The sequence below is a fragment of the Cellulosimicrobium cellulans genome, assembly GCF_006539945.1.
Lineage (GTDB): Bacteria > Actinomycetota > Actinomycetes > Actinomycetales > Cellulomonadaceae > Cellulosimicrobium > Cellulosimicrobium cellulans.
Genome location: NZ_BJNZ01000006.1, coordinates 94710 through 108466 on the forward strand (window position 1 = coordinate 94710; position 13757 = coordinate 108466).

Sequence of the window (13757 nt, forward strand, 5' to 3'; positions counted from 1 at the left end):
GGCGCGGTCAGCAGTAGAGGTTCGCGCCCGTCGTCGTGCCGAGGATCTGCGCGAAGCGCTGGAACGCCGTCACGCGGGACTGGACCTGCGCGGGGTTGCCGCCGTTGCACTCGATCGAGCCGTTGATCGAGCGGATCGACTCGCCGAAGCCCGCGCCGGAGACGATCGCCTGGTGCCCGGACATCGAGCCCGCGCCCGACTGCGTGTTCCAGAACCAGAGCCCGGTCTTCCACGCGATAGCGGAGTTCTGCTCCACGAGATACGGGTTGTTGAGCAGGTCGATGCCGAGCGCGTCGCCCGCGGCCTTGTAGTTGTAGTTCCAGCTCAGCTGGACCGGGCCCTTGCCGTAGTACGCGCTCTGGCCCGCCGGGCAGCCGTAGGGCTGCGAGTAGTCGCAGTAGTGCGGGTAGTTCGCGGTGTTGATCTCCTTGACGTAGACGAGCCCGCCTGTCTCGTGGTTGACGTTCGCGAGGAACGCCGCGGCCTCGCGCTTGGCGACCTCCGTGCCACCCGTCGTCGCGAAGCCCGGGTACGCGGACAGCGCGTCGACGAGGCCCTGGTAGGTGTAGAACGGGTTCCGGTTCGGGAACATCTGGTTGAACTGGGCCTCGGAGACGACGAAGCCGCTGGGCGTGCCGGGGTTCCCGGGGTTGCCCGGGTCGGTCCCGCCGCCGCACGCGCCCTGCGAGCGCCAGACGCCCCACTCGCCGGTGGTGCCGGGCGTCTCGCCCTGGGTCCACCAGCCGGCCTTCCAGTTCTGGCCGCCGTGCGAGACGACGGCGCCGCCCAGGTAGACCGTGCCGGAGCTCCACGCGGGGGCGCAGGTCGCGGCGTGCGCCTGCTGCGCCGGGCCGGCGACCGCCCACGAGAGCGCTCCCACGAGCACGAGGAGAACGGCGAGGAACAGGGCGAGAGGACGGGACGCGGGCCGTGGGGCGACCACGGCGGACGCCGCGGTGGGAGACGACGCCGGAGCTCGGGTGTGCATCGGTGCACCTTTCGTCGGTGGTCGGGTCGGTTCGAGCCTTGCGGCGCCTCACCGTGGTGGACAACCCCCGTACGCAGAACCCCGTACTCGTGGACGATGCGAGGCAGAGCCTCGTGGGGCGTGCGGTGGGGTTGACGCCCGGGCGGGCGGGTGCGAGAGTGTGCGCATCCCGGAAACGTTTCCAGGTCCGTCGAGGCCGTCAGTCTGGAAACGTTTCCAAACGCGACGGTCCTTCGACGACGAGGTGGACGACAGTGACGTCATCACGCGCCACGCTGATCCAGGTGGCACAGCGGGCCGGGGTCTCCCTGGCCTCGACCTCCCGCGCCCTGCACGGGACGGGCGCGAGCCCGGCGATGGTCGAGCGCGTGCGCGCCGCGGCCACGGAGCTGGGCTACAGCCCGGACGCGATCGGGCGGTCGCTGCGCCTGAAGAAGACGTTCCAGGTCGCGTTCGCCGTCGCCGACATCGGCAACCCCGTCTACGTCGAGATGATGACGGCGATCCACGAGGTCCTCGCGCCGCACGGCTACCGCGTCGTCGTCATGACGACCGGGGACACGACGTCCTCGACCGTCGAGCTCGTGCGCAGCCTGTCGCGCGGCTTCGTCGACGCGATGATCCTCAGCCCCTTGCGCACCGACGACGAGCTCGTCGAGGAGATCCGGCAGGCGCCGGTCCCGGTCGTCGTCATCGGTCGCACCCTCGCCGACCGCGGCATCGACTCCGTCTCCACCGACTCGGCGGGCGGCATCGGCGATGCGGTGCGCCACCTGCTCGGCCTCGGCCGCCGCCGGCTCGCGTTCCTCAACGGCCCGCTCGACACCACCCCGGGCGAGGCGCGCCAGCGCGGCTTCGACGCCGCGACGCGCGCCGCCGAGTTCACGGGGGAGCGCGCGGACGCCGTCGTCGCGACGGACTTCACCGTGGCCGCGGGCCTCGCCGCGACGCGCGAGCTCCTCGACGGGTCCGACGGCGGCGCGCGCCCGGACGCGATCGTCGCGGCCAACGACCTGCTCGCCATCGGGGCGATCCGGGCCGTGCGCGAGCGTGGCCTGTCGGTCCCCGAGGACGTCGCGGTGACCGGGATGGACGACACCGAGATCGGCCGGGTGTTCCAGCCCAGCCTCACGAGCGTCTCGCTCGGCTCGACCGAGCGCGGGCGGATCGCCGCGGAGCTCGTGGTCGACCTCGTGGACGGCGACGCGCAGGCCGGGCGCCACACCGCGGTCGGTCCGCGCCTCGTCGTGCGCGAGTCGACCGCCGCGCCGGCCGCGACGCCCGAGGCGTCCGGGCAGCACGAGGCGAGCGACGCCGTCGGGCACGGGGCGAGCGCCGACGCCGCGGGAGGGGTGACCCGATGAGCGCACCGACCCTCGCGGGCGACCCGCACGCCGCGGCCGCGCGTCGACCCGACCGCGGCGCCCCGCGCCGGACCGGCGGGATGGCCCGCGCCAAGCGGCGCGAGGCGATCGCGCTCGTCATGCCGTCGCTCCTGCCGATCCTCGTGCTCAGCGTCGCGCCGCTCGTCATGGGTGTCGCGCTCGCGTTCACGGACGCGCGGCTCGTGCGCCACCCGGACTACCAGTTCGTGGGCGTCGACAACTTCGTGCGCCTCGCGGACAACTCGTTCTTCTGGGACTCGTTCCGCATCGGCATGATCTGGGCCGTCTCGGTGACGCTGCTCCAGCTCGTCGCCGCGATGGGACTCGCGCTCCTGCTCAACTCCGGGCTGCGGCTCCAGGGGCTGACGCGCGTCCTCGCACTCATCCCCTGGGCCATGCCCCCGGTCGTCGTGGCGATCATGTGGCAGATGATCTACTCGCCCAACGCCGGGCCGCTCAACGCGTTCCTCGGCGCCCTCGGGCTCCCGGACGACATCAACTGGCTCGCCGACTTCTCGACCGCGCTGCCCGCGGTGATCGTCGTCGGCGTCTGGGTCGGCATGCCGCAGACCACCGTGACGCTGCTCGCCGGTCTCCAGCAGATCCCGGACGAGCTGCACGAGGCCGCCGCGATGGACGGTGCGGGCGCGTGGCGCCGCTTCACCGCGGTGACGCTCCCGAGCCTGCGCCCGATCATCACGTCGATCACGTCGCTGAACTTCATCTGGAACTTCAACTCGTTCTCGCTGGTCTACGTGCTCACCGAGGGCGGGCCGGGCGGCCGGACCATGCTGCCGATGCTCTTCACGTACCTGGAGGCGTTCAAGAACCGGAACATCGGGTACGCCGCCGCGATGGGCGTGGTCCTCGTGGTGGTCGTCGTCCTCCTGCTCGCGATCTACCTGCGGTCGCAGTTCCGCTCCGAGAAGGAGAGCTGACCCGTGCGCGCACTCGTCCGCCCGGCCCAGTACGTGGCCCTCGCGTTCTACATCCTCTTCCTCGGCTTCCCGCTGCTGTGGCTCATCTCGGCGTCGCTCAAGTCGTCGGGCGAGCTCAACTCGCTGACCGTGAGCCTGATCCCGCAGGACTTCCACTGGGAGAACTACTCGCAGGCGCTCTCGCGGCAGGGCCTCGTGCGCTCGGCGTGGAACAGCGCGATCGTCGCGGTCGTCTCGACGGCGCTCGTCATCGTCATCGCGCTGCCCGCGTCGTACGTGCTCGCGCGCCTGCGCGGCAAGATCCGCGCGGCGGGCGTGGGCTGGATCCTCGTGAGCCAGGTGTTCCCGGTGATCCTCATCATCCTTCCGCTGTTCCTCATCCTGCGGACCGTCGGCCTCACGGACTCGTTGGTCGGGCTCACGCTCGTCCACACCACCTACACCCTGCCGTTCGCGCTGTGGATGATGCAGGGCTACGTCTCCGCGATCCCGGTCGACCTCGAGGAGGCGGGCTCCATGGACGGCGCGAGCCGGTTCACCGTGCTCCGCAGGATCGTCTTCCCGCTGCTCATGCCGGGCGTCGTCGCGACGGCGATGTTCAGCTTCGTCTCCTCGTGGAACGAGTTCTTCTTCGCGCTCGTCCTGCTCCAGTCGCCCGAGAACTACACGCTGCCCATCACGCTGAAGATGTTCATCGGCGGCGAGGGCAAGGTGGCGCTCGGTCCGCTCGCCGCGGGCTCCGTGCTCGCGGCCATCCCCAGCATCGTCTTCTTCTCGATCATGCAGAAGAAGCTCACCGGCGGCCTGCTCTCGGGCGCGGTGAAGGGCTGACCGTGATCCCCTCCACGCCCGGTCCCGCCCCCAGGCTCTCCCGACCCCACCCCCACCCGAAAGGTAGAACCATGAAGACTCGTGGTGCGTCCATCGCCGCATGCCTCACGATCACGACCCTGCTCGTCGCGTCCTGCTCCAGCGGGGGCGGCAGCGGGGACGACGGCGCCGACGGCGGCCCGGTGACGCTGAAGTTCCAGTCGCTGTCCGACCAGCCCGCCGCGATCGAGGCGACCGAGAAGATCGTCGCCGACTGGAACGAGGCCAACCCCGACGTCCAGGTCGAGATCGTGCCCGCGGGCTGGGACGGGATCTACGACAAGCTCATCACCCAGTTCAACGGCGGCGCCGCGCCGGACATCATCCACTACGAGGCCGCGAGCATCGTGCCCTTCGCCGTGGACGGCTACCTCGCCGACCTGTCCGAGTACATGTCGGACGAGAAGCGCGCCGACATCCCCGAGGGCATCCTCGACTCCGTGACGGTCGACGACCAGGTCATCGCGTACCCGACCGAGCTCCAGTCCTACATGGTGTTCGCGAACAAGACGATGCTCGAGGCTGCGGGCGTCGAGATCCCCACGGGCGACACGATGACGTGGGACGAGCTGCGCGAGATCGCGAAGGCCACCACGAAGGACGGCGCGTACGGGCTCGGGTGGGGGCTCGCGAGCCCGACGGCCGCGTTCATGGCCATGGCGCCCGGGTTCGGCGGTCAGTACTTCGAGGGCACCGGCGCCGACGCGATCATCACCATCGGCGAGGGCGAGATGGCCCTGCCGGAGCTCGTCGACGAGATGGCGCACACCGACAGCACCGTGCTGCCGGTGACGCTCACGCAGTCCGGCTCGGAGACGCTCGCGTCGTTCTACGCGGGGCAGGTCGCGATGACGGTCCAGGGCTCGTTCCAGGCCGCGAACATCGCGAACGACGCACCCGAGGGCTTCGACTGGGTCGTGCTGCCCCCGCTCGAGGGCCCCGACGGCGCCGAGCAGGCCGCCAACCCGCAGACGCTCTCGGTGAACATCGACTCCGAGCACGTCGAGGAGTCCGCGGAGTTCATCGAGTTCTTCACCGACACGGAGAACCTCGCCGCGCTCAACGAGGCGGACGCGCTCATCCCGGCCACGACGTCGGCGCAGGAGGCCATGGCGGCCTCGCTCGGCGACGAGAACGGCTGGTCGACGATCCTCTCGTCCGGCCAGTACCTCACGTCGGCGCCGTACCTGTTCGTCGACGCGTACGCGCAGTGGAAGGACACGGTCGCGACGCCCGCGTACCAGAAGTTCCTCGCCCAGGAGATCGACGCCGACCAGCTCGCGACCGAGCTCGAGGCCGGCTGGGACGAGATCACCAAGTAGCAGCGACCGGGGCGGTCGCGCACGCGACCGCCCCGGCCGGGAACCGCGACCCGACGGGTCGCACCGGGCGCGTCGCGCGCCGAGGAGAGATCGACAGGGAGTGGACCGTGACCTGGCTGGACGACCGAGCGGTGGCAGTGATCACCGGAGCGGCGGTGGGGGACGCGCTGGGGGGCGCCACCGAGGGCTGGACCCCCGAGCAGATCGAGGAGCGCCACGGGGGGCGCGTGACGGGGATCGTCGAGCCCTGGTACCCGAACTGGCAGGACGCGCGTCCGATCGCGCCCTACCACAAGGGTGACGGGCACATCACGGACGACACCCTCATGACGCGCGCGCTCGTGGAGGTGTACGCGAAGCGCCGCGAGCACCTCGACGCGTACGCGATGGCCGAGGACCTCGTGCCCCTCATGATCGGCGAGCCGCGCTGGATCCCCGAGCTGGAGTCGACCGCGCTGCTGCTCCAGCGCGTGTTCCTCGCCGAGAAGTGGATCGTCGCGCGCCTGCACTACGGGCACGTCGACCCGCGCGAGGCGGGCGTCGGGAACGTCGTCAACTGCGGCGCCGCGATGTACGTCGCGCCCGTCGGGCTCGCGAACGCGGGCGACCCGCGCGGCGCGTACGCCGAGGCGATCGACCTCACGGGCGCGCACCAGTCGAGCTACGGCCGCGAGGCCGCGGGCGTGTTCGCGGCCATGGTCGCCGCGTCGGTCGCACCCGGGGCGACGGTCGACGACGTCGTGCACGCCGCGCTCGACGTCGCGCACGACGGCACGGCCGCCGCGCTCCAGGCCGTCGTCGAGGCGTTCGACGGCTGGACGACGGCGCCCACGACGGACGAGGAGGAGCGCGCCCTCGCGCGGCTGATCCGGGAGACGGTCGCGCCGTTCGACTCCGTCGGGCCCGCGTACCGGCAGATGTCGATGGACGCGCGACGCCCGTCGCGCACCAAGTCCATCGAGGAGCTGCCCGCGGCGCTCGGCTTCGTGCTCGGGCACCGCGGCGACTTCCGCGGCGCGGTCCTCGGCGCGGTGAACTACGGGCGCGACGCCGACTCGATCGCCGTGATGGCCGGCGCGGTGTGCGCGGGCCTCGGCGGGACGGCCGTCGTGCCCGACGAGTGGCTCGACGCGATCGAGGAGGCGAGCCGCATGGACGTCCGCGAGACGGGTCGCCTCATGGCGTCCGCCGCGCAGGACATCCTCCGCGCCGACCGCGAGCGCGCGACGTCGCGCCTGCGCGCGCTCGCCGAGCTCGGCGGGGCGTCCGTGGACGGCGCCGGTCTCGGCGTGCACGACGGCGAGGCGCGCGCCGCGCGGGCGGGTGACCCGGCGTGAGGCTCACGTGGGCCCAGCCCGAGGACCTGCTCGCCCACGAGCTCGTCCAGGCGGCGGCGGAGGGCAAGGACGCCGCGGCGCTCGCGGACGTGCGCGAGCGCTGGACCGCTGCGGGCGGCGACCCCGTCCCCGCGGTGAGCGGGGCCGGCCCGGTCCCCGCGACCCCGGCGCTGCGCGCGCTCGCGCGCGACCTGCTCGTGGAGCTCGACGCGCTGCCCGCGGCGCCCGCGCCGCACGAGCCCGACGACTGGGACGCGATCCTCGCCACGCTCCCGGCGGCGCCCGGCCTGCCCACCCGCCCGGGCGCCGTCGGGTCCTCCGGCGGCTTCGCGGCCGGTGCGCCGACCGGAACCGCCGCCGACGCCGCGTACGCGGACCGCGTGCTCGGCGCGTGGACCGGGCGCGCGGCGGGCTGCCTGCTCGGCAAGCCCGTGGAGAAGATCCCGCGCGCCGGGATCGAGGAGATCCTGCGCGCGACGGGCCGGTGGCCGCTCGACCGCTGGTTCACCGCCGTCGGCCTGCCCGACGACGTCGCCGCGCGCTGGCCGTGGAACCGGCGCAGCGCCCCGACGTCGCTCGAGGAGAACATCGACGGGATGCCCGAGGACGACGACCTCAACTACCCGATCCTCGCGCTCGCCCTGCTGGAGCGGCACGGGCGCGGCTTCACGACGGACGACGTCGCGCAGCTCTGGCTCGACGCTCTGCCCGCGGGCCGGGTGTTCACGGCCGAGCGCGCCGCGTACCGCAACATCCTCGACGCGCGGCCCGTGCCGGAGACGGCGACGCACCACAACCCGTTCCGGGAGTGGATCGGCGCGCTCATCCGCACGGACGTGCTCGGCTGGGTCTCGCCGGGCGACGTGCGCGAGGCCGCACGCCTCGCGTGGACGGACGCGCGCCTGAGCCACACGCGCAACGGCGTGTACGGCGCGATGTGGGCGGCCGCGCTCGCGTCCGCGGCGATGGTCTGCGAGACGGTGGACGAGGTGCTCGACGCGGCGGACGCCGTCGTGCCGCCGGGCAGCCGCCTGGCCGCCGCGATCCGGCTCGGCCGCGACGCGGGCCGCGACGGCGACGCGTCCGAGGCGGGCGTGCGAGCCGGGCTCGACACGATCCACGCCGCGTACGGCGACCTGCACTGGGTGCACGTGCTCGACAACGCCGCGGTGATCGCCTACGCGCTCACCGCGGGGCGCGGCGCGGACGGCCGCGGCGACTTCGGCGCGAGCGTCGCGATCGCCGTCACCGCGGGCTGGGACACCGACTCCGCGGGGGCGACGGTCGGCGGCGTGGTGGGTGCGCTGCAGGGCGTCGAGGGCATCGGCCAGCGGTGGACGCGCCCGCTCGACGGCCACATCGCGACCTCGCTGCCCGGCGGCGAGCAGAGGATCGTGGACCTCGCGGCGCGGACGGTCGCGCTCGCGACGGTCCCGGTCGTGGTGGCCGGGGGAGCCGTGCAGGGTCCCACGGAGGAGGCACAGGCATGAGCACGACGGCGGACGGGGAGCAGGGCGCCACGGTCCCGGGCGGGTCGGGACGGGTCGTGGTGGTCGGGTCGGCGAACGTCGACCTCGTCGTCGACGTTCCGCGCCACCCCGGCGGCGGAGAGACCATCCTCGGCGGCGAGCTGCGGCGCAACCCCGGCGGCAAGGGCGCAAACCAGGCGGTCGGCGCGGCGCGTGCGGGCGGTGCCGACACGACGTTCGTCGGCGCGCTCGGGCACGACGACGCGGCGGACCTGCTGCTCGCGTCGCTCCACCGCGGCGGCGTGCGGACCGACCTCGTCGAGCGCGTGGACGCCGCGACGGGCACCGCGCTCATCACCGTCTCGCCCGACGGCGAGAACGCGATCGTCGTCGCGCCCGGCGCGAACTCGCACGTGACGGTCGGCGCGGCACAGGCGGAGCGGATCGCTGCGGCGGACGTCGTCCTCGCGCAGCTCGAGATCCCGCTCGACGTCGTGCGCGCCGCCGCCGCGGCACGCCGCCCGGGCGCGCTGCTGGTCCTCAACGCGGCGCCGTCGCGCGACCTGCCCGACGACGTCTGGGCCGCGCTCGACGTGCTCGTCGTCAACGAGCACGAGGCGGCGGACCTGGCGGGCGCCGCCGGCGACGCCGACCCGAGCGCGCTCGCGGGGCTGCTGCTGGAGCGCGTGCCGGCCGTCGTCGTGACGCTGGGCGGCCGGGGGAGCCTCGTGCTCGAACGACTGCCCGGCGGCAATCTGCAGTTCCTCGTGCCTGCGGTCCCCGTTGAGGCGGTCGACACGACCGGCGCGGGCGACACGTTCTGCGGCGTCCTCGCCGCGGCGCTCGCGCGCGGCGCGGACCTGCCCGACGCCGCGCGGCTGGCCGCCGCCGCGGGTGCGCTCGCGGTGACCCGCCCCGGGGCGCAGGACGCCGTGCCCGACGCGGCGGACGTCGTCGCGCTCGCCGAGCGCGCCGAGAACCCCGCCCGACCGACCTGAGCCACTCCGCAGCACGTCCGAGCGCGGGCCCGGCCCGCCGAGGGAAAGGCACCATGACCTACACGTTCGACCCGCTCGTCCCGCGTCCGATCGACCTGCCGACCGAGGTCGCGCTCGACGGGCCGCTCACGCCCGAGCAGTCCCTCGCGCTCGACGAGGCGAAGATCTTCGTCGGCCCGGCCGACCCCGCCGACCGCCCGGCCTGGCGCGAGCGCCTCGCCGCGTGGCGCGACGACGCGCGCCGCCGCCACGGGTACACGGGCGCCGCGTACGACCGCCCGGACGCCGCGTGGGCCGCCGGGTGCTCGACGGTCGCCCAGGTCTGGCTGTGGGACGAGCTGCTGTACTCGTTCGAGGAGCACCGGTTCACGCCCGAGCGGTTCCTCACCGACGCGCGCGAGCGGTTCGGCGGCCTCGACGCCGTCGTGCTGTGGCACGCGTACCCCGTCATCGGGATCGACGACCGCAACCAGTGGGACTTCTACCGCGACGTCCCGGGGATCGTCGACCTCGTGCGGACGTTCCACGACGCGGGCCTGCACGTGTTCGTCGACTACAACCCGTGGGACGTCGGCACGCGTCGCGGCGACGACGACCTCACCGAGCTCGCGGCCGTCGTGCGCGACCTCGGCGCCGACGGCGTCTTCCTCGACACGCTGAAGAAGGCCGAGCCGGAGCTCGTGGCGCGGCTCGAGGCCGCGCGCCCGGGGATCGTCCTGGAGGGCGAGTCCAAGCTCCCGGTCGAGCGCATCGAGGACCACTCGTCGTCGTGGGCGCAGTTCTTCGCCGACTCGCCCGTGCCCGGCGTGCTGCGCGCGCACTGGTACGAGCGGCGGCACATGCAGCACCACGTGCGCCGCTGGCACCGCGACCACTCCGAGGAGCTCCAGTCCGCGTGGCTCAACGGCGTGGGCGTCATGGTGTGGGAGGTCGTGTTCGGCGTGTGGGTCGGCTGGTCGGCGCGCGACGCGGCGACGGTGAAGCGCCTGGTCACGGTCCAGCGCGCGGCCCGGCCGCTCCTGCTGGACGGCGAGTGGACGCCGCTCACCGAGCTCGCCCCCGAGGCGGAGGAGGCCGGTGTCTACGCGTCGCGCTGGGAGCTCGACGGCGTGACCCTGTGGACGCTGGTCAACCGAGGCGCCGCTGACTACGCCGGCCCCCTCCTCCCGCCCGACCACCCCTCCCGCCGAACCCGGGACTCCGTGGCACCCGAGGCGCTGGGTGACGTGCAACCCGGGGTTCGCCAGGGCGCGGATGACGCTCGGACCCGGGTTCGGCCCTGCGGGGGTGTCGACGGCGTGCGGGTGCCCGCGCGGGGCGTCGCCGCGGTGCTGCACGTGGCCGACGGCGCGCCCGAGCCCGCGTGGCTGCCGCACCTGCGCGACGTGGTCGCCTCGCTCGACGAGTCCGCGCGCCACGACCCCGACGCGCGGTTCCCGCACCGGCTCGCGCGCCGCCTCCACGCGTCACCAGCCGCGTCGCCCGCCGCGTCCGCGGCCTCGGCGGTGTCGATCGAGGCGACGGACCCGACCGGGTCGAGCGCCGCCGTCGAACAGGGCAGGACCGGGGCGACGGGCGCGCCCGAGCCGGGGGCCGTCGTCGTCCCCGCGGGGCCGTACGTGCTGACCGTCCGGTACCGCGCGCGCGAGACCGGGATGTACCAGGGCGCGCCGTACGTGGACGAGTGGAAGCCGCTCCCGCCGCGCCTGCACGACGCGCGGACCCTCCAGCGCGACGGCGAGCTCGCCGCCCCGGTGGCGGTGGGCCGCGACGTGACGAACGCGGAGTTCGCGGAGTTCCTCGCTGCCACCGGGTACGTGCCCGCCGTCGCGCACCGCTTCCTCGCCCACTGGGTCGACGGGCGTCCCGCGCCCGGCACGGAGGACGAGCCGGTGACCTTCGTCGACCTCGACGACGCGCGCACGTTCTGCGCGTGGCGCGGCGGACGCCTGCCCACCGAGGACGAGTGGCAGCTCGCGGCCGAGCAGCCCGGCTGGGCGCGCGGCGAGCCCGCCGTGTGGAGCTGGACGGGCTCCGAGCACTCCGACGGCCGGACCCGGTTCGTCATGCTCAAGGGCGGCAGCGACTACCGCGCCGAGGGCTCCGACTGGTACGTCGAGGGCGGGCGCCACGCCCCTGACTACGCGGTCAAGCTCCTCGTCCCCGGCCTGGGGCTCGCGCGCGGCGCGACCGTCGGGTTCCGCTGCGCGTGGGACCTCGCCGACGACGCGAGGGAGGTGACGGCATGACGGACGCACCGCGCGTCTCGCGCGATCCTGCCGCCGGCGCGCTCGCGGGCCTGCGCGTCGTCGACGCGTCGACGCTGTTCGCCGGGCCCATGGCAGCGATGCACCTCGGCGACCTGGGCGCCGACGTCGTCAAGGTCGAGCACCCCACGAAGCCCGACCCGTCGCGGACGCACGGCGCCGCGAAGGACGGCGTGAACCTGTGGTGGAAGACGCTCGGGCGCAACAAGCGCACCGTCACCGCGAACCTCGGGAGCGACGGCGGCCGCGAGGTGTTCCTCGCGCTCGTCGCCGACGCGGACGTCGTCGTCGAGAACTTCCGGCCCGGCACGCTCGAGCGCTGGGGCCTCGGCTACGACGAGCTGTCCGCGCGCAACCCGCGGCTCGTGCTCGCGCGCGTGAGCGGGTTCGGGCAGGTCGGGCCGTACCGCACCCGCCCCGGGTTCGGCACGCTCGCCGAGGCGATGAGCGGGTTCGCCGCGATGACCGGCGAGCCCGACGGCCCGCCGACCCTCCCGCCGTTCGGGCTCGCCGACGGCGTCGCGTCGCTCGCGACCGCGTTCGCCGTCATGGTCGCGCTGTCGACGCGCGAGCGCACCGGGCACGGGCAGGTCGTCGACACGGCGATCATCGAGCCCATCCTCGCGATGCTCGGGCCGCAGATCACGCGCTGGGACCAGCTCCGCACCGTGCAGCCGCGCACCGGCAACCGGTCCGCGAACAACGCGCCCCGCAACACCTACCGCACGCGCGACGGGCAGTGGGTCGCCGTGTCGACGTCGGCGCAGTCCATCGCCGAGCGCGTCATGCGCCTCGTCGGGCGCCCCGAGATCGTCGACGAGCCGTGGTTCGCGAGCGGCGTCGAGCGCGCGCAGCACGCCGACCTGCTCGACGAGGCCGTCGGCGGCTGGATCGCGCAGCGCACGCGCGACGAGGTCGTCGCCGCGTTCGAGGAGGCGCAGGCCGCCGTCGCGCCGATCTACGACGCCCACGACATCGTCGACGACCCGCAGTTCCGCGCGCTCGGCACGATCCACGAGATCGAGGACCCCGAGCTCGGACCGATGCTCATGCAGGGCCCGCTGTTCCGGATGTCCGAGAACGACGGCGTCATCCGCTTCACCGGCCGCGCGCACGGCGCCGACACCGACGCCGTGCTGGGCGAGCTGGGCTTCTCGCCCGAGCGCGTCGCGGAGCTCCGGGCCGAGGGGGCGGTATGACGGGGCGGGGCGACCGGCTGGGCGCCGCGCCGCCGCTGACGCTGCTGTACGTCCCCGCGGACCGGCCCGACCGGGTCGCGAAAGCGCTCGGGTCCGCGGCCGACGTCGTGCTCGTGGACCTCGAGGACGCCGTCGCCCCGGCGCGCAAGGACGAGGCGCGGGCGCACGCCGTCGCGCTGCTCGACGACGCGGCGGCCGCGCGCGGGGTCCAGGTGCGGATCAACCACCCCGCGACGCCGTGGCACGCCACCGACGTCGCGGCCCTCGCCGGGCTGCCGCTCGCCGTCGGGGCGCGCGCCCCCAAGGTCGAGTCGGCCGACGAGGTGCGCGCGATCGCCGCGGCGCTCCCCGGGCGGGCGCTGCACCTGCTGGTCGAGTCGGCGCTCGGCGTCGAGCGCGCGTTCGAGCTCGCGACGGCGTCGCCGCAGGTCGCGTCTCTCGGGCTCGGCGAGGCCGACCTCCGCTCCGACCTGCGGGTCGACGACGAGGCCGGGCTCGCGTGGGCGCGCAGCCGGGTCGTCGTCGCGGCCCGGGCGGCGGGGCTGCCGTCGCCCGCGATGTCCGCGTTCACGCACGTGCGCGACCTCGACGGGCTCGCGGCGTCGTGCCGCGCCGGGCGGGCGCTCGGGTTCTGCGGCCGCACCGCGATCCACCCCGCGCAGCTCGACACCATCCGTGACACCTTCCTCCCGACCCCGGACGAGGTGGACCGCGCGCGCGAGGTCGTCGAGCGCGTCGGCGACGCGGCGGCGTCGGGCACGGGCGTCGTGGCGCTCGCGGACGGCACGTTCCTCGACGTCGCGATGGTCGAGCGCGCGCGCACGGTACTGGCACTGGCGGATCGTCGCCCGCCCGGCTAGCGCGGCCCAGGCGTGCGCCACGCCGAGCACGACCCCGCCCGCGGTCGAACACGACATGAACGTCGCTATCGGCGCGATAACGACCCCCATGTCGTGCTCGGCGGGTGGGGGTGGGGGGCAGGGG

The 13757-nt window shown here is 74.3% G+C and carries 11 protein-coding genes; 10 read left to right on the forward strand and 1 reads right to left on the reverse strand.

Going from position 1 to position 13757, the window contains the following annotated elements:
* Window positions 1-7: 7 nt before the first annotated feature.
* Window positions 8-988 carry a glycoside hydrolase family 19 protein gene (locus tag CCE02nite_RS06590; RefSeq protein WP_141388872.1) on the reverse strand — a complete coding sequence of 327 codons (981 nt, stop codon included), beginning with the start codon at window positions 986-988 and terminating at the stop codon, window positions 8-10.
* Window positions 989-1242: 254 nt separating this feature from the next.
* Here CCE02nite_RS06590 and CCE02nite_RS06595 point away from each other — a divergent pair, with 254 nt between their 5' ends.
* The 10 genes from CCE02nite_RS06595 (at window position 1243) to CCE02nite_RS06640 (ending at window position 13633) form a co-directional block, all read left to right on the forward strand.
* Entirely contained in the window at window positions 1243-2352 is a 1110-nt protein-coding gene (locus tag CCE02nite_RS06595) for a LacI family DNA-binding transcriptional regulator (protein WP_170227243.1), read from the forward strand.
* Entirely contained in the window at window positions 2349-3311 is a 963-nt protein-coding gene (locus CCE02nite_RS06600; protein ID WP_052877368.1) for a carbohydrate ABC transporter permease, read from the forward strand. The genes CCE02nite_RS06595 and CCE02nite_RS06600 overlap by 4 nt, the downstream gene beginning before the upstream one ends.
* Before the next feature lie 3 nt (window positions 3312-3314).
* Window positions 3315-4142: a carbohydrate ABC transporter permease gene (locus CCE02nite_RS06605; protein WP_141388873.1), complete on the forward strand. Its 828-nt coding sequence runs from the start codon at window positions 3315-3317 to the stop codon at window positions 4140-4142.
* Between the two features lie 71 nt (window positions 4143-4213).
* Window positions 4214-5503, forward strand: a complete 1290-nt coding sequence (locus CCE02nite_RS06610) for an ABC transporter substrate-binding protein (protein ID WP_141388874.1) — start codon at window positions 4214-4216, stop codon at window positions 5501-5503.
* A 107-nt stretch (window positions 5504-5610) separates the two neighbouring features.
* A complete protein-coding gene (locus CCE02nite_RS06615; protein ID WP_255318683.1) occupies window positions 5611-6840 on the forward strand; it encodes an ADP-ribosylglycohydrolase family protein in 1230 nt (409 codons plus the stop codon).
* Window positions 6837-8330 (forward strand): ADP-ribosylglycohydrolase family protein, encoded by a 1494-nt coding sequence (locus CCE02nite_RS06620; protein ID WP_141388875.1) that lies wholly within the window; start codon window positions 6837-6839, stop codon window positions 8328-8330. Before CCE02nite_RS06615 ends, CCE02nite_RS06620 begins: the two co-directional genes overlap by 4 nt.
* Window positions 8327-9307, forward strand: a complete 981-nt coding sequence (locus CCE02nite_RS06625) for a ribokinase (RefSeq protein ID WP_141388876.1) — start codon at window positions 8327-8329, stop codon at window positions 9305-9307. Before CCE02nite_RS06620 ends, CCE02nite_RS06625 begins: the two co-directional genes overlap by 4 nt.
* Before the next feature lie 53 nt (window positions 9308-9360).
* Window positions 9361-11556, forward strand: coding sequence for an SUMF1/EgtB/PvdO family nonheme iron enzyme (locus tag CCE02nite_RS06630; RefSeq protein WP_141388877.1), 2196 nt, complete (start codon window positions 9361-9363; stop codon window positions 11554-11556).
* Window positions 11553-12773, forward strand: a complete 1221-nt coding sequence (locus CCE02nite_RS06635; RefSeq protein WP_141388878.1) for a CaiB/BaiF CoA transferase family protein — start codon at window positions 11553-11555, stop codon at window positions 12771-12773. The genes CCE02nite_RS06630 and CCE02nite_RS06635 overlap by 4 nt, the downstream gene beginning before the upstream one ends.
* On the forward strand, window positions 12770-13633 hold the full coding sequence (locus CCE02nite_RS06640) for an HpcH/HpaI aldolase/citrate lyase family protein (RefSeq protein WP_141388879.1): 864 nt from the start codon (window positions 12770-12772) through the stop codon (window positions 13631-13633). Before CCE02nite_RS06635 ends, CCE02nite_RS06640 begins: the two co-directional genes overlap by 4 nt.
* Window positions 13634-13757 lie beyond the last annotated feature (124 nt).

Coding starts and splice junctions, on each gene's coding strand:
- CCE02nite_RS06590 (WP_141388872.1), bottom strand. CDS start 988: ATGCACACCCGAGCTCCGGCGTCGTCTCCCACCGCGGCGTCCGCCGTG.
- CCE02nite_RS06600 (WP_052877368.1), top strand. CDS start 2,349: ATGAGCGCACCGACCCTCGCGGGCGACCCGCACGCCGCGGCCGCGCGT.
- CCE02nite_RS06610 (WP_141388874.1), top strand. CDS start 4,214: ATGAAGACTCGTGGTGCGTCCATCGCCGCATGCCTCACGATCACGACC.
- CCE02nite_RS06625 (WP_141388876.1), top strand. CDS start 8,327: ATGAGCACGACGGCGGACGGGGAGCAGGGCGCCACGGTCCCGGGCGGG.
- CCE02nite_RS06630 (WP_141388877.1), top strand. CDS start 9,361: ATGACCTACACGTTCGACCCGCTCGTCCCGCGTCCGATCGACCTGCCG.
- CCE02nite_RS06635 (WP_141388878.1), top strand. CDS start 11,553: ATGACGGACGCACCGCGCGTCTCGCGCGATCCTGCCGCCGGCGCGCTC.
- CCE02nite_RS06640 (WP_141388879.1), top strand. CDS start 12,770: ATGACGGGGCGGGGCGACCGGCTGGGCGCCGCGCCGCCGCTGACGCTG.